Here is a 15,863-nt window from a genome sequence, read left to right as displayed (position 1 = left end):
TGGTCGCCGCGGCCGACTCAGGGATCCCTCAGGACCGCTTGCCACAATCCCGCCTGTAGAACTTCCGCCGGTAGACGTCCGGCCAGGCACGACCGAGAAAGGAACGAGGCGTGTTCGGAGCCATCGGCACATTCGTCTTTCGAATGCGCTTCGCCGTGATCGCGATCCTGATCGCCCTGATGGGCGGTCTCGGTCTCTACGGCCTCGACCTCGGCAAGTACCTCAGCCAGAGCGGGTGGTTCGACCCGACGTCGGAGTCGGTCAAGGGATCGGTGGTCGCTGACACCGCGCTCGGCCGCGATCACCGTTCCGATGTCATCCTGCTGATCACTCCGCCCGAGGGCACCACCGTCGACGACCCCGAATTCGGCGCGAAGGTGGAGAACTTCGTCGACGACCTCATCGCCCAGCACGGCGACATCGTCAACCGCGAGGATCCGGGCATCATCGACCCGTTCTACCTGCGCGATCAGACGGCGACATCGCAGGCCGCCCAGGCCACCATCCGGGAACGGACGTTCACCGACGACGGCCGGCACGCGTTCATCAGCATCGGCGTCACGGGCGACGACGACACCACCGTCCTCAACAACTATCAGGTCATCGAACCGTTCTTCGACGACATCGGCGCCAGATTCAATCTCGAGGGCACCGACTTCGAACTCGCCGGGCTGCAACCGGTGGCGGGCAGCATGGCCGACGGCATGGACAAGGACATCCACCGCGCCGAGGTGATCGCCCTGCCGTTGGTGGCCATCATGCTGTTCTTCATCTTCGGCGGGGTGATCGCGGCGTGTCTGCCGGTGCTCATCGGCGGTCTCACCATCGCCGGGTCGCTCGGCATCATGAAGATCCTCGCCCAGGTCACCGAGCTGAACATCTTCGCCCAATCGGTGGTCACGCTGATCGGCCTCGGCATCGCCATCGACTACGGCCTGTTCATCGTCAGCCGTTTCCGCGAGGAACTCGCCGAGGGGTACTCCACCAAGGCCGCCGTCCGCAGAACCGTCATGACCTCGGGCCAGACGGTGGTGTTCTCGGCCACCATCATCGTCGCGGCCCTGGCGTGTCTGCTGATCATGCCGCAGGGGTTCCTCAAGTCGGTCGCGTACGGCGCCATCGCGTCGGTGTCGCTGGCCGCGATCCTGTCGATCACCGTGCTGCCGGCGATTCTCGCCATCCTCGGCCCGCGCATCGACGCGCTGGGCCTGCCGTTCCTGCGCCGCACCAAGACCAAGGAAGAAGTCGAGAACGGCTTCTGGGGTCGTCTGGCCGGCTGGGTGATGCAGCATCCGGTGGCCACCGCGGTCCCCACGGTGCTGCTGCTGTTGGTGTTGACCATCCCGTTCGGCGGGATCAAGTTCGGCGGCATCAGCGAGGCCTACCTGCCGCCGGACAATCCGAATCGGGTCGCGCAGGAGAACTTCGACGAGTACTTCCCCACCGAGCGGACCGAAGAGATCAAGCTGGTCGTGGCCTACGATCCGAACGACAGCGCGAGCGGCGCGAAGATCCAGCAGATCGCCGACGAGGCCAATCAGATCCCCGGCTTCACCAAGGACTTCAGCCCGTCGTCCGACGGCGGCGCGCTCACCGGCCAATACGGTGACAACGGCCCGCAGATCATCCAGATGTCGGCCGGCCTGGTCGACCGCACCACCGCCGCGCCGGCCATCGAGGATCTGCGTGCCATCGACACCCAGGGCCTCACGATGTGGGTGGCCGGCACCCCGACACTGACCCAGGATTCGATCGATGCGCTGATGTCGCGATTGCCGATCATGGCCGTGCTGCTGGTGCTGGTGACCGGATTCCTGATGTTCCTGGCGTTCGGCTCGCTGGTGCTGCCGATCAAGGCGGCGCTGATGACCGCGTTGGGTCTCGGCGCGACGCTGGGCATCCTGACCTTCGTCTTCGTCGACGGCCACGGCGCCGCGCTGGCCAACTTCACGCCGGGCCCGCTGTTCGCCGCGGTGCTGGTGCTGATCATCGCGATCATCTTCGGCCTGTCCACCGACTACGAGATATTCCTGTTGTCGCGCATGGTCGAAGCGAGGCAGAAGGGCGCGACCACCACCGAGGCCGTCCGGGTGGGTACCGCCTACACCGGCCGCATCATCACCGCGGCCGCAGCGATCCTGGTGGTGGTCACCGGCGCGTTCGGCCTGTCCGAGATCGTGATGATGAAGTACATCGCCTACGGCATGATCGCCGCGCTGATCCTCGACGCCACGATCATCCGCATGCTGCTGGTGCCGTCGGTGATGAAGATGCTCGGCGACGACTGCTGGTGGGCGCCGCGCTGGATGCGGGTGATGCAGCAGAAGATCGGCCTCGGCGAGACGGTCCTCGACGACGAGCCCGACGAGATGCGCGATCAGGCGGCCGCCGCCCGGGTCCGCTCGGCCGGCACCATCGTCGCCGAGGCACCCACCTCCACGATGCGCGCGGCCCCGCGTTCCGCCCGCGGCGACATCGGGGTTCCGGCTGCCGCCGCGACCGGGACGGCGACCCGCGGCCCCGCTCGTACGGCACCCCGGCCGGCGCCGGATCGTCAGCCACCTCGACGTTCCCCGAACACCGCTGCACCGCAGCCGGCGCCGGGTGGCCGGCTGCCGCAGGCGCCGGTGGAATCGGCACCCGCGCGTGTCACGCCCACCTTTTCCCGGGCGGGACGGTCTCGCTCGAACGGTCCGGACACCGGCGGCTGGAGCCTGGGCGCCGGCGGTATCCGTCTCGGCAACGACGAGCCCGCAGCATCCGCGCCCGCCGGAGCTGTGTCACCGCAGGCGGCGATGTCCGAGCCGGCGACACCGCCCGCGCCGCCACAACCGCCACGACCCGCCACACCGCCGGCGCCGCCCGCCGCGCCGGCGCGCCCTGCAGGCGGTCCGCCGGCCGATTCGGCACTCGGCCGGCGTCCGGCGCTCGACAGCACCGGCAAGCGCCCGTTGGCTGCATCGCTGAGCCCCGAAGCGCAACGCCGCACGTCACGGTCGCAGCGCTCGGCGGACTCCCCGATGGATCGCGGTCTCAGCAACGGAACCCCGTCGTTGACCGCAGATCAGCAGAGTCCGGGGCGCTCGGCACCACCCGATCCGGCCGATGGCGGCGAGGGGCGTCGCCGTGCGACGGATCGCCACGCCCGCTCCGACAACGAGGGTGACGGCGCACAGATCAGCGTGCAGGAACTGCTTCGCCGCAGTCGGTCGGAGAACAGCCGCTCCGAGAGCTGAGTTCCTGCGGTGCTGCTGCACCGATGCGATGGCGGTGATCAATCGCACGCGCAGCGTTATCAAATGCACCCCGGGTCAGGACTGGCCATTGCCCTGATGTGATTGATCGCACATGGCCGCAGGATTGTCTCCCAGCACACCAATCTCGGAGGCAGCCCATGAATGCACCCACCACCTGGACGAACCCGGAGCACCGCAGAAGCGTGCTCTGGGTGGTGACCCTGGCGGCGATCGCCATCGTCTTCGACGGATACGACCTCGTCGTCTACGGCACCGTCCTGCCCACCCTGCTCGACGACCCGTCACAGCTGGGGGAACTGAGCCCCGGCACCGCCGGCGCGCTCGGCTCCTACGCCCTGATCGGCATGATGATCGGCGCATTCATCGCCGGGTCCTTCGGCGACCGGGTCGGCCGGCGTCGAATGATGCTGATGAACATCGTGTGGTTCTCCATCGGCATGGGCGCCACGGCGCTCGCGCCGAATGTGGCCACCTTCGGCATCCTGCGGTGCCTCACCGGAATCGGCATCGGCGGTCTGGTCGCCACCGTCGGCGCCCTGGTCGCGGAATTCGCACCCACCTCCAAACGCAACCTGTTCAACGCCATCGTCTACAGCGGTGTCCCGTTCGGCGGCGTGGTGGCGGCAGTGATGGCGTTACTGCTCGCCGATCACATCGGCTGGCGCGGTTTGTTCTGGGTCGGCGCGCTGCCCTTGGTGACCCTGCTGCCCCTGGCGTGGCTGAAGATGCCCGAGTCGCCGCAATGGCTGGTGTCGCGGGGTCGTGTCGACGAGGCACAGGCCATCGGCAACCGCACCGGTATCCCGGTGGATCTCGCCCCGCAACCCGCCGGTGACCGCGCCCAGCAGGTCGAGAAGGTCGGCTTCGCCGCGCTCGCGTCGCGTCGCTTCCTGGTCCCCACCCTGTTGCTCGGAACCATGAGCTTCGCCGGCCTGCTGCTCACCTACGGACTCAACACATGGCTGCCCCAGATCATGGAGTCGGCCGGGTTCGACGCCAAGGGGTCGTTGTCATTCCTGCTGGTCCTCAACGGCGGCGCCATCGTCGGCGGACTGATCGCGGCGCGACTCGCCGACCGCCGCGGACCGCAACGCATCGTGGCGACCTCGTTCTGCCTGGCGACCTTCGCCCTGGTGTGCCTGACCCTCGGCTTCCCACTGCCGGTGCTGCTGGCCGCGGTCGCCGTTGCCGGTACGGGCACCATCGGCACCCAGGTCCTGATCTACGGCTACGTGTCGAATTTCTACCCGACCTCGGCCCGCGCCGCCGGCGTGGCGTGGTGCGCCGGCTTCGGACGGCTCGGCGGCATCGTCGGTCCGGTGATCGGCGGACTGCTGATCGGAGCCGGAGTCTCCTCCAGCTCGGCGTTCTACATCTTCGCCGGCATCGCGCTGGCCGGCGCCGCCGCGACGATGCTGGTACCCCACGACCGGCGCGAGGTCGCCAAGCCGGTCACGGAAACACAGCTGGCCGCCGCCGAATAAGGATCGCGGCCCAGCCGCCCTGGCCTACTCATCCAACCCGTGTTCGATCGCATACCGCGTCAGCTCCACTCGGTTCCCGAGCTGGAGCTTTCGCATTGTCGCCTGCACGTGGTTCTCGACGGTTCGATGGCTCAGCGACAGCCTGGTGCCGATCTGCTTGGCGCTCAATCCCTTCGCCACCAGACGCAGCACCTCGGTCTCCCGGTCGGTGAGGGTGGGACGGGCGTCGACCGGACCGGGGGCCGCCGAGATCCGCCGGTACTCACCGAGGATCAATCCCGCCAGCCCCGGCGTGAACACCGCTTGTCCGTCGGCGGTGGCCCGGACCGCGGCCACCAGCTCGGCCCGCGATGCACTCTTCACCAGATAGCCACTGGCACCGGCTTTCACCGCCTGCAGCACATCGTCACGTTCCTCCGACGCCGAGAGCACCAGCACGCGACTGTCGGGGGATACCTCGAGCACGCCGGCGGTCGCCTCGGCGCCGGTACCGTCCGGCAGCTGCATGTCCATCAGGACCACGTCGGGCGCGACCGCACCGGCACGACGCGCGGCGGCGCCGACGCCGTCGGCGGTCGCCACCACGTCAAAGCCCTCCTCGGCCAGGTCGCGGGCCACGCCCTCACGCCAGATCGGATGATCGTCGACCACCATCACCCGCAGCGCCGCCGCGGCACCGTCGTCGTCGGCCGGCTCACCCGTCCCGCTCGGCATCTGTTGTGCCATCGCCCCTCCCGTCCACCGGAATCGTCAACTCCCATTCTGTGCCGCCCTCGGGTGCGCATTCGAGCGCAGCGGTGCCACCGATCGACTCGATGCGCCCGACGATCGATGTGGAGATTCCCATCCGTCCCTGACGTTGCGCCTGCGCGAGGCGTCCGGGCGCGATGCCCACCCCGTCGTCGCGGATACTCACCACCAGTTGATCACCGAGATCCTCGAGGAGCACGAACGCGTGCGCGCCTGATCCGGCGTGGCGGGCGACGTTGTCGAGGGCGTTGATCACCGCGGACGTGATCTCGGTGGCCACGTTCGCCGCCACCTCGACTGCGGTCCCCGGAGCACTGACCGAGATCCGGTCGGCGGCCAACGCACGCAACTGGGCAGCGAGATCGACTGTGCTCCCGCCCACGCCGATGTCATCGGCGACGCCCGAGACCAATCGCCGCAGGGCGTGTTCCTGCTCGCCGGCGAGTTCGGCGAGCTGTGTGGTCTCACCACCGATCTCACGTCCCCGGCGAGCGATGAGGGCCAGGACCTGCAGCACGCCGTCGTGCACCTCGCGCGAGAGCCGTTCGCGTTCCTCGGTGGCCGCGGCGATACCGGCCGCGCGCGCCAGCGCCTCCTGTGCGCGCCGGGCGATCACCGCTGCCAGGCCGACCGCCATCCCCGTCGCCACGATGATGAGGATGGTCGCGTTGCGACCGAAGTTCAGGTCGAAGGCGCCCTTGACGAACGCACTGGTCCCACCCACGAGCAGCCCCGAGCCGATGCCCCAGACCGGCCCGGCGAGCAACGCCACCGAGATGACGGAGTTGACCGCCCACAGTGTGGTCGGCCAGCTCTGGTTGTCCAGTGCCCACGATTCGGTCGCGACATAGGACGTGGACAGCATCATCACGCAGGCGATCGCGACGTCGGCGCTCACCCAATAGCGGTTGCGGCCGAATCCCACGAAGTAGGCGACACCGCCGGCCCCCGTCCACACCGTGAGCACCCCGAACAGGACCCAGGTGGTTCCGCGGTGCAGCAGATCATCGTTGATCGCGATCTGGAATCCGAGCGCGTAGCAGTAGGACACCAGCCGGAACAGTTGCGCACCGCGCCACAGCGGGCCCACCGGATCGGTGTCGGCAGCCGTCGCCAATTGCGCGGATCGGCTCGGCGGCCGATCAGCTGTCGCGGCCATGTGCGCTCGGCCCATCCTCGTTCGCCGGCGGTGTCGGCGCAGCTGGTGCCGGCGCCTGCTCGTCGGTGGCCTGCTCGTCGGTGGCCTGCTCTGAGGTCGCGGCGGTATCGCTGGCGGCGGTATCACTGGCGGCGGCGTCCCGGTCGTCGTAGAGATCCCAGTGCGGTTCATCGGGTTCGGCCGAGTACATGGGCCGGTCCGCGCGCGCCGCGCGACGTCGCGCACTGGCCGCACTGCCGTTGAGATGCCGGATGGCGGTGTTGAGGAAGGCGATCAGCGGGACGGCCAGCAATCCACCGATGATGCCTGCCGAGACGATGCCCGCGGCGATGCCCAGCACCACCGCGACCGGATGCAGGCGCACCGATCGACCCAGCAAGAACGGCTGCAGCACATGACTTTCCACCTGCATCACGCCGATCACGATGGCCAGCGCGATGACCGCGGCGATCCAGCCCTGCGTGACCAGGGCGACCAGCACCGCCAAGGTGCCCGTCACCAACGCACCGACGATGGGGATGAAGGCGCCGAGGAAAACCAGCGACGCCAACGGCAGGGCGAGCGGCACGCCCAGGATCGCCAGTCCGACACCGATACCGAGCGCGTCGACGAATGCCACCGCCACCGTCGCCCGCACGTAGCCGACGAGAGTGCCGAAGCCCGCGGTCCCGGCCGCCCGCACCCGACCGCGGGTCCCCATCGGGATGACCTTGGTGACGAACGTCCAGATGTGGCCTCCGCCGTACAGGAAGAAGATCAGCAGGAAGAACGCCAGCAAGGCGCCGGTGATGATCTCGGTCGCGGTGGTGGCGGTCGCCAGGGCACCACTGGTCACCTGGTCCTGGTTGTGCTGCAGGAATCCGGTGACATCGTTGCCGATGTTCTGCACCTGCTCGCGGTCCACGCCGAACGGCCCGTCGACCAGCCAGTCCCGGGTGCGGTCGATGGTGGTGGTGATCTGCGCGGTGAGGTCGGGGAACCCGCGGATGAACTCCTGCACGACGAAGGTCATCACCGCCGACAACAGGCCCAGCACCACGACGATCGCGATCAGCACCGCCACCGACCGTGGCAGGCCGATCCGGTCGAGGGCGTCGACCACCGGGACGAGCATGGCCGCGCCGAGCACGGCCAGCGCCACCGGCACCAGCACTTCCTGGAACTGGTTGAAGGTCAGGACAACGGCGTAGGCGGCACCGGCGATGACCAGCAGGCGCCACGACCATTCAGCGGTGGACCGGACCAGCGGGTGCACCTTTTCGCGGTCGACCGCGGCGATGTCGGCGAGCCGATCGGGCCGTGGTGATCGATCCGCGGTGTCGACATCGCTCACAGACTCCACCCTAGCTGTGGATATGGTGTGCACTATGTCGTCGGAGGGGTCTACCAGGGGTGGCGTGACCACACGGTCCCGCTACTGGTGGCTGCGATGGGTCCTCCTGGCGATCGTGGTGGTCGTGTTGACCGTCGAGATCATTCTGATCTCGCCGAGCCTCGAGGAGGCCTGGCAGCGGATCGGCGACCTGGATTGGGTCTGGATCGTGGCCAGCATCATTGCGGCGATGCTCTCGATGGACAGCTTCGCGCGGGTGCAGCGGGCACTGCTGCGTTCGGGCGGTGTCAAGGTCCGCCAGTGGCAGTCCATGTCGGTGGTCCTCGCCTCCAATGCGGTGAGCCAGACGATGCCCGGCGGACCGGTTCTCTCGCCGGCGTTCGTCTACCGCGAGACCCGCAAGTGGGGTGCGACACCGGTGGTGGCGTCCTGGCAGGTGGTGATGTCGGGCCTGCTCGCCGGCGTCGGGCTCGCCGTCCTCGGCTTCGGTGGAGCGCTGCTGGCCGGCGCCAAGACCAGCCCGTTCTCGGTGATCTTCTCCGTGGTCGGTTTCATCGCCGTCGCGGTGGTGTTCCAGTACCTGGCCAGCCATCCCGAATCGTTGCGGAGCACGCTGCTGCGGGTCATGGACTGGATCAACCAGTTGCGCAGCAAACCCAACGGCCACGGACACGACCGCATCCTGGAAACACTCGAGCAGCTGCGTGCGGTGCAGCTGTCCAAACGTGACCTCGGGATCTCGTTCGGCTGGAGCCTGTTCAACTGGGTCGCCGACGTCGGCTGCCTCGCGTTCGCCTGCTGGGCGGTCGGCGCGCATCCCAGCATCGCGGGCCTGATGGTGGCCTATGCGGCGGGCAAGGCGGTCGGCACCGCGGTTCCGCTGCTGCCCGGCGGGATCGGCGTGGTCGACGCCGTCCTCGTGCCCGCGTTGACGTCGGCGGGTATGCCGGCCGCCGACGCCATCACCGCCGTGCTGGTGTATCGCGTCATCAGCTACATCCTGGTCGCGGCCATCGGCTGGATCGTGGTGCTGTTCATGTTCCGCAACTCGTTCCGCAACGGCGATACCCTCGAGGAGGAGTTGGAACACGACCTGGGCCCGGAGTCGGCCACCGAATCAGGTCCGGCGGATGACCGCGATGCCGATCCGGGTGATGGTCGACGGCCCGACGACCCGCTACCGTAGAGGACCATGTCGAGTTCTCCCGTTGTCGCAGGCACCGACGCCCGGGCGGCTCGGGGCCGCGCGCTGCCGATGCCGGTGACCGCACTCATCGATCTGGCCGCGATCACCGTGTTCGTGCTGATCGGCCGGTCCAGCCACGACGAGGGGCTGACCGTCATCGGGGTGCTGCAGACGCTGTGGCCGTTCGCGGTGGGGGCGGCGGCCGGGTGGTCGATCGCGTACGTGTTCTCCCACGTGCGGTCCAGCGAGTGGTTCGGCCACGACTTCCGTCCCGAGCGGCTCGCACCCAGCGGGGTGATGATCTGGTTCTGCGCCGTCGCGGTCGCGATGATCCTGCGCTACCTGCTGCACCAGGGTGTCGCCCCGAGCTTCGTCATCGTCGCGACCATCACCCTCGGCGTGTTCCTGCTGGGGTGGCGCGCAACCTACGGGGTGGTGGTTCGTCGGCGCTCGACGTCGTCGCGCGCCGGCTGATCAACCGCGCGCGCAGCCTCACGCGCGAACGATCGATGCGCGCGCGAGGACCTCGCCACACGCTCGCCGCTACTTGATCCGGAAGTACTTCTGCGCCACCTGCAACGCCGCGGTACCGGACGTGTCGCCCTCGGTGTAGATGACGATGACCTTGCCGCCCTGAAGTCCGAGGAACCAGCCGGGGCCCTGCGGCCCGTTCGTGCCCACCAGCGCCTTCAGGCCGGGCGCACCGGTCAGGTCGCTCGCGTCGCCGCTCCTGGCGACGGTCGTCATCGCTCGCAGGATGGGTGCGGTGGTGGCGGCGTCGAGCTCACCCAGCTGACCGCCGGCCACCGTCGTCGGCACCCCCTTCACCACATACGGCGCCACCGAGGTCATCTTGCCCATCGAGCTGCGAGCCAGCGCCACACCCAGGGCGCCCATGTTCATCATCGACATGTTGGCGCCGTCCGGGCGGAAGTCGACGGTGGCGACGCCGGGCTGGTCTGCGGTCGGCGTACTGGCGCCGGGGACGGTGAACTGCACACCCAGACCCAGCCGATCCATGATCGAGTCGCTGGATTCCTGGTTGGCGTTCGCGGTGCGCTCCACCTCGGTGAGCACCGGGTTCAGCGTGGTGCCGACGGGATAGACGGTGTCGGCGTTGATACCGCGGTCGACTGCGTAGCTGTTGCGAGCCATGCCGAGTACCGCACCGCTGGCGGCGTCGAGTGCCAGGATGGTGGCCGGCTGACCGACCTCGACCGCCGCGTCACCGAGCGTGAGCTGCAGGTTCTGGTCGACGGTGGTGTTCACATCGGGCCCGGGCGGCCCCTGGTCACCGGCGAGCTTGCGCGGCTTGATGCCCGGACCCACCATCTGCACCTGCCAGCCGGCGGTCGCGTCACGAATCGCCTGCCAGTAGTTTGTGAGCCCTGCCTCCAGCGGCGACGACAGCCGCCGATCCTTCATCACCAGCATGCCGGCCTTGCGCACGATCACGCCGGGCACGGCTTTCGGGTCCGACTGCAGCACCTGCATGTCGGGGTCGCGCAGCGTGACCGCGGTGATGGGTTCACCCGGCGCCTCGGCCAACTTCTCGGAGATCACCTGCGTGGTGATCAGCGGCGCGATCGGTTCGATCGTGCGGGCCAGTGCCCGGACCGAACGCCGCACGTCCCCGGTCTGATTCGGGTCGAGGATGATGTCGTTGACCGGCTGCAGGTACATGAATGTCTTGCCCGACCGGCTGCGCACGCGGGGAGCAGGGGTGGCGTCGGTGCGGATCTCGCGCAGCTGTCCGCCCACCGGCAGTCCGGGGTGGATGACCGACGGCTCCCAGGTGATCTTCCACCCGGTCGACAGATGGCGCGCAGTTCCCGAACTCGTCGTCTCGTAGGTGCGGTCCTTGTCCCAGCGCCAGGTGGTCTTGAGCGCGAAGGACGCCGTTCCGTCGCTGTACTCCACCGGATTCTGCACCACCATGTCGATGTGCTCGGCATCCATGGCCTGCAGGGTCTCGGTGAGTGTGGCGCCGGCCTGGCCGGGTGCGGTGGTGAACTTCGCGGCCCCGCCGGCGTCCTGCCGTTCCATTGCCGCGGCGAACTGACTGACCGCCCCTGCGGCGTCGTCGCTGTCGGCACCCGGACCCCCGCATGCGCTGAGCGCCACCACGGCACTGCAGGTCGCCACCGCGCAGGCCATCTTCGGCGCACGCCTGACCCAGATCTTCATAGTCTCAATTTTCACTCTTGTCACACTGGATATCGATGCCGTCCGCTTCCATTCGGGGATCCGAGGGGTCACGATCGGGTCTCGGGAAACCTGCGGTCGCTCAACTGATGTGACAGGTACCACACGTTCGTTCGCAGCACATAATGGGTCATGGTCTACTCCGTGATTCCGGCCGTCGATCGCGCGGTCACCACCACCGACTGGCTCACGTCCCGACACAGCTTCTCCTTCGGTGATCACTACGATCCATCCAACACAAATCACGGCTCGCTATTGGTGAATAACGATGATGTGGTCACTCCGTTACAGGGCTTTGACCAACATGCGCACCGCGAGTCTGAAATCGTCACGTGGGTCACGTCCGGCGCACTGGTTCACCAGGATTCGGAAGGTCACTCGGGAATCGTCTACCCCGGTCTGGCACAACGGATGAGCGCAGGCACGGGGGTGCTCCACTCGGAGCGCAACGACACCTGGCCGGACCATCCCGGGGCGGGCACCGTACCCGTCCGGTTCGTGCAGATGTGGGTGATGCCCGACGAGTTCGGGCTGGCGCCCTCCTACGCCGCCGCCGACATCGCCGACGAGCTGGCCGCCGGCCGTCTCGTACCGGTTGCATCCGGAGATCCGAATCGTGACTCGGCGATCCGCATCGCCAACCGTTCGGCCACCCTGTTCGCCGCCCGCCTCGATGCCGCGAGCACGATCGAGTTGCCCGGCGGACGCTTCACCCACCTCTTCGTCACCCGGGGCACTGCGGTGTTGGGCGACGATCGGCTGACCGAGGGCGACGCGGTCCGCGGTGGCGATCTCGGCGGCCTGCGATTGTCGGCGACCGACGACGCCGAGGTCCTCATCTGGGTGATGGATCGAGAACTGCGCGAACTCATGGGCTGAGCCGCCGCCCCATCGCCCACAGAACCCAATTTCTCGCCGACAGAACCCGGTTTCGCGCCGACAGAACCCCAAATCTCGCCGAGAGAACCCCTGAACCCGCCGACAGCATCGTCACCTCAGCGACTCCAGCAGCCGCAACCAGATCTCGCTGACCGTCGGATACGACGGCACCGCATGCCACAGCCGCTCGATCGGCACCTCGCCGACCACCGCGACAGTCGCCGAGTGGACGAGTTCGGCTGTACCGGCGCCGACGAACGTCGCGCCGATGATGACGTCGCGCGCCCGGTCGATGACCAGCTTGGCGTGCCCGGAGTACTCGGGATCCAGCAGGTAGGTGCCGGCGACCGCGATGTCCATGTCGGCAACCGTCACGTCGACACCGTCGTCGCGGGCCTGCTGCTCGGTGATGCCCACCGCAGCCACCTCCGGCCGGGTGAACACCACCTGGGGGACCGCGGAATGGTCGGCGAACGCCGAGTACCGCGAGCTGTCGAGGTTGCGTCCCTCGGCCCGCGCAGCGATCACGTCGCCGGCGACGCGCGCCTGGTACTTGCCCATGTGCGTCAGCGCCACCCGCCCGTTGACGTCACCGACCGCGTAGAGCCACGGATGGCCGGACACGATCAGATGGTCGTCGACCGTGAGCGGTCCGGTGTCCGGCAGGTCGATGGCGCCGAGGCCGAGATCCGCGGTGGCCGGGGCACGCCCGGCCGCGACGAGGATCTCGTCGACCTCGAGGGTGTCACCGGAGCCGCGCAACGTCACCCGCGCCGGGCCTCCGTGCAGCCGGCCGTATCCGCTGTCGGCCGCGTCAGGCCGCTCGACGCGGTCGAGCTCGGTCCCGAACCGGATGTCGGCACCGCGCTCGGTGAGCGAGTTCGCGACCATCTCGCCGACGAAGGGCTCGTCCTTGGGCAGCAGCCGACTGCCGCGCACGGCCATCGTCAGCTCACGCACACCCAGGTCCAGCAGCCAGGTGGCCGCCTCGCAAGCCACCACGCCCCCGCCGAGCACCACGATGCGCTCCGGGATGTCGATGAGGTTCGTGGCATCTCGCGACGTCCACGGCAAGGCCTCGCGCAGCCCGGCCACCGGCGGGATCGATGCGATGCTGCCGGTGGCGATCACCACGGCCTCCCGGGCCCGGATGTGCCGATCGCCCACCGACACCTTCCGATCGCCGACGATGCGCCCGTGCCCGCGGATCACGTCGATACCCGCGTTCTGCGCCCACTCGACCTGGGAGCTGTCGTCGCGGCCGCTCGTGATGGTGTCGCGGCGGGCCAGGACCGCCGACGGGTCGGGCGCCACGTCGGACAGCCGTTCTCGCGCACCCGGCAGCGCCTGGGCCGCGGCCAGGGCCGCGCCGGGTCCCAGGAGGCCTTTGCTCGGCATACACGCCCAGTAGGAACACTCCCCGCCGACGAGTTGGTGTTCGATGATCACCGCTGTGCGCTCGCTGCCGCGGATGGCGTAGTCGGCGGCGTTCTCACCGACCGGTCCGCCTCCGATCACGACGACGTCGTAGGTGCTGGTCTCGGAGTTGACGCCCATGGCCCCACGGTAGGTGGCAGGCTGACGAATTGGGGTTGCGATGACAGGATGGACGGGTGACCGCTTCGCAGACTGACACCTCGCAGGTTTCCGGAATCGATCTCAACTGGGTGGACGACGGCGTCCGCGTCCAGGACGATCTGTTCGCCCACGTGAACGGCAAGTGGCTGGAAACTCACGTGATCCCCGAGGATCGCTCCCTCGACGGCGCCTTCCACGTGCTGCGCGATCGCGCCGAGGAGAACGTGCGCGACATCATCACCGAATGCGCCGATGCCGAGACGCTGAGTGGTTCGGACGCCCAGAAGATCGGCGACCTCTACGCGTCCTTCATGGACACCGACCACATCGACGCCCTGGGCATCGGGCCGATCCGCGGCGAACTCGACAAGATCGCGGCGATCACCTCGACCGACGAACTCAGCCTGCGCATCGGACGCCTGCAACGCCACGGCGTCGGCGGATTGTTCGGTTTCTACGTGGACACCGACGCCAAACAGTCCGACCGCTACCTGGTGCACGTCGTGCAGTCGGGACTCGGCCTGCCCGACGAGTCGTACTACCGCGAGGACAAGCACGCCGAGACCCGCGACGCCTACGTCGCGCATGTGGCCCGGATGTTCGGGCTCGCCGGTGTCGACGAGTCCGAGACCCGAGCCCGCGCGGTGCTCGACCTCGAGACCGCCCTGGCGGGCCATCACTGGGATGTGGTGGCGCGCCGCGACGCCGAGAAGACCTACAACCTCATGACGTTCGCCGACTTCGCCGATGCTGCCGGGGCACTCGATGCGTCGGCCTGGCTCGGCGGATTGGGCACCAGCAGCGATACGACGTTCGCCGAGGTGGTGGTGGGTCAGCCCTCGTTCATCACCGGCGCCGGCGAACTGGTTGCCGCCCGGCCGCTCGAGGAGTGGAAGACCTGGCTGACCTGGAAGTTGCTGCATTCCGCCGCCCCGTACCTGTCCGGCGACTTCGTCGACGAGAACTTCGCCTTCTACGGCCGCACGCTGACCGGTGCGGAAACCATCCGCGACCGGTGGAAGCGCGGTGTCGGATTCGTCGAGGACTCGGCGGGTTTCGCAGTCGGAAAACTCTACGTCGACAAGCATTTCGGACCCGAAGCGAAAGCCCGGATGGACGAGCTGATCGACAATCTGGTCGCCGCCTACCGCCGCAACATCACCGAACTCGAGTGGATGACACCGACCACGCGGGAGAAGGCGCTGACCAAGTTGGCGAAGTTCACGCCGAAGATCGGCTTCCCCGCCACATGGCGTGACTATGACGCGCTCACCGTCGACCGCAACGACCTGATCGGAAACGTCGCCCGCGCCTCGTCCTTCGAGCAGGACCGCGAGTTCGCCAAGATCGGTCAACCGGTGGATCACGACGAGTGGTTCATGACGCCGCAGACGGTGAACGCCTACTACAACCCCGGGATGAACGAGATCGTCTTCCCCGCAGCCATTCTGCAGCCGCCGTTCTTCGATCCGGATGCCGACGACGCGGCCAATTACGGCGGCATCGGTGCGGTGATCGGTCACGAGATCGGCCACGGCTTCGACGATCAAGGTGCGAAGTACGACGGCGACGGTAACCTGCTGGACTGGTGGACCGACGAGGACCGCACCGAGTTCTCCGCTCGCACACGTAAACTCATCGACCAATACGGCGATTTCACCCCGGTCGGCCTCGATGAGCAGTACAAGGTCAACGGCGAGTTCACCATCGGCGAGAACATCGGGGACCTCGGCGGGCTGTCGATCGCATTGGTCGCCTATCGGCTCGCAACCGAGGGGACCACACCGCCGGTCATCGACGGACTGACCGGCGAGCAGCGGGTGTTCTTCAGCTGGGCGCAGATCTGGCGCACCAAGACCCGTGACGCGGAGGCGATCCGACGCCTGTCCATCGATCCGCACTCGCCGCCGGAGTTCCGCTGCAACGGCGTGGTCCGCAACATCGACGCGTTCTACGACGCCTTCGAGGTGGCACCCGGCGACGCCCTGTATCTCGATGAGTCCGAGCGCGTCCGGATCTGGTAGAGCCGGTG

11 protein-coding genes are annotated in these 15,863 nt (G+C 68.1%); 6 read left to right on the top strand and 5 right to left on the bottom strand.

Annotated elements, in window-relative coordinates:
- The first annotated feature begins 110 nt into the window (after window positions 1-110).
- Together NWF22_RS12820 and NWF22_RS12815 are read left to right on the top strand one after the other, a co-directional pair.
- On the top strand, window positions 111-3,236 hold the full coding sequence (locus NWF22_RS12820) for an MMPL family transporter (protein ID WP_160902047.1): 3,126 nt from the start codon (window positions 111-113) through the stop codon (window positions 3,234-3,236).
- 158 nt (window positions 3,237-3,394) lie between these two features.
- On the top strand, window positions 3,395-4,741 hold the full coding sequence (locus tag NWF22_RS12815; RefSeq protein ID WP_160902046.1) for an MFS transporter: 1,347 nt from the start codon (window positions 3,395-3,397) through the stop codon (window positions 4,739-4,741).
- 24 nt (window positions 4,742-4,765) lie between these two features.
- Here NWF22_RS12815 and NWF22_RS12810 read toward each other — a convergent pair whose 3' ends face one another.
- From NWF22_RS12810 to NWF22_RS12800, 3 genes are read right to left on the bottom strand one after another with little or no spacing between them, the layout of a single operon-like run.
- Window positions 4,766-5,455, bottom strand: a complete 690-nt coding sequence (locus NWF22_RS12810) for a response regulator (protein WP_160902208.1) — start codon at window positions 5,453-5,455, stop codon at window positions 4,766-4,768.
- Entirely contained in the window at window positions 5,436-6,650 is a 1,215-nt protein-coding gene (gene macS / locus NWF22_RS12805; protein ID WP_233751060.1) for a MacS family sensor histidine kinase, read from the bottom strand. Before macS ends, NWF22_RS12810 begins: the two co-directional genes overlap by 20 nt.
- Window positions 6,634-7,983, bottom strand: coding sequence for an AI-2E family transporter (locus tag NWF22_RS12800; protein WP_160902044.1), 1,350 nt, complete (start codon window positions 7,981-7,983; stop codon window positions 6,634-6,636). Before NWF22_RS12800 ends, macS begins: the two co-directional genes overlap by 17 nt.
- A 34-nt stretch (window positions 7,984-8,017) precedes the next feature.
- On the opposite strand from NWF22_RS12800, the gene NWF22_RS12795 reads away from it, so the two are divergent.
- Window positions 8,018-9,169, top strand: coding sequence for a lysylphosphatidylglycerol synthase transmembrane domain-containing protein (locus NWF22_RS12795; protein WP_160902043.1), 1,152 nt, complete (start codon window positions 8,018-8,020; stop codon window positions 9,167-9,169).
- Window positions 9,170-9,175: 6 nt separating this feature from the next.
- Entirely contained in the window at window positions 9,176-9,643 is a 468-nt protein-coding gene (locus NWF22_RS12790; protein WP_160902042.1) for a DUF3054 domain-containing protein, read from the top strand.
- Window positions 9,644-9,712: 69 nt separating this feature from the next.
- On the opposite strand, the gene NWF22_RS12785 is transcribed toward NWF22_RS12790, so the two are convergent.
- Window positions 9,713-11,356: an NTF2-like N-terminal transpeptidase domain-containing protein gene (locus NWF22_RS12785; RefSeq protein ID WP_160902207.1), complete on the bottom strand. Its 1,644-nt coding sequence runs from the start codon at window positions 11,354-11,356 to the stop codon at window positions 9,713-9,715.
- Window positions 11,357-11,506: 150 nt separating this feature from the next.
- Between NWF22_RS12785 and NWF22_RS12780 the strand changes: the two genes are divergently transcribed.
- Window positions 11,507-12,253 carry a pirin family protein gene (locus NWF22_RS12780; protein ID WP_160902041.1) on the top strand — a complete coding sequence of 249 codons (747 nt, stop codon included), beginning with the start codon at window positions 11,507-11,509 and terminating at the stop codon, window positions 12,251-12,253.
- Between the two features lie 111 nt (window positions 12,254-12,364).
- Here NWF22_RS12780 and NWF22_RS12775 read toward each other — a convergent pair whose 3' ends face one another.
- On the bottom strand, window positions 12,365-13,810 hold the full coding sequence (locus tag NWF22_RS12775; RefSeq protein WP_160902040.1) for a dihydrolipoyl dehydrogenase family protein: 1,446 nt from the start codon (window positions 13,808-13,810) through the stop codon (window positions 12,365-12,367).
- 56 nt (window positions 13,811-13,866) lie between these two features.
- Here NWF22_RS12775 and NWF22_RS12770 point away from each other — a divergent pair, with 56 nt between their 5' ends.
- The gene (locus NWF22_RS12770) at window positions 13,867-15,855 is read left to right on the top strand and encodes a M13 family metallopeptidase (RefSeq protein WP_160902039.1); all 1,989 of its coding nucleotides are present in this window, start codon (window positions 13,867-13,869) and stop codon (window positions 15,853-15,855) included.
- Window positions 15,856-15,863: the final 8 nt, after the last annotated feature.

The sequence above is a fragment of the Gordonia mangrovi genome (assembly GCF_024734075.1).
Taxonomy (GTDB): Bacteria; Actinomycetota; Actinomycetes; order Mycobacteriales; family Mycobacteriaceae; genus Gordonia; species Gordonia mangrovi.
This window is presented reverse-complemented; position numbering and strand designations above follow the sequence as displayed.

What these genes read in the sequence shown, in the direction of transcription:
- NWF22_RS12815 (WP_160902046.1), top strand. Translation starts at nt 3,395, where the DNA reads ATGAATGCACCCACCACCTGGACGAACCCGGAGCACCGCAGAAGCGTG.
- NWF22_RS12810 (WP_160902208.1), bottom strand. Translation starts at nt 5,455, where the DNA reads ATGCCGAGCGGGACGGGTGAGCCGGCCGACGACGACGGTGCCGCGGCG.
- macS (WP_233751060.1), bottom strand. Translation starts at nt 6,650, where the DNA reads ATGGCCGCGACAGCTGATCGGCCGCCGAGCCGATCCGCGCAATTGGCG.
- NWF22_RS12795 (WP_160902043.1), top strand. Translation starts at nt 8,018, where the DNA reads ATGTCGTCGGAGGGGTCTACCAGGGGTGGCGTGACCACACGGTCCCGC.
- NWF22_RS12790 (WP_160902042.1), top strand. Translation starts at nt 9,176, where the DNA reads ATGTCGAGTTCTCCCGTTGTCGCAGGCACCGACGCCCGGGCGGCTCGG.
- NWF22_RS12785 (WP_160902207.1), bottom strand. Translation starts at nt 11,356, where the DNA reads ATGAAGATCTGGGTCAGGCGTGCGCCGAAGATGGCCTGCGCGGTGGCG.
- NWF22_RS12780 (WP_160902041.1), top strand. Translation starts at nt 11,507, where the DNA reads ATGGTCTACTCCGTGATTCCGGCCGTCGATCGCGCGGTCACCACCACC.
- NWF22_RS12775 (WP_160902040.1), bottom strand. Translation starts at nt 13,810, where the DNA reads ATGGGCGTCAACTCCGAGACCAGCACCTACGACGTCGTCGTGATCGGA.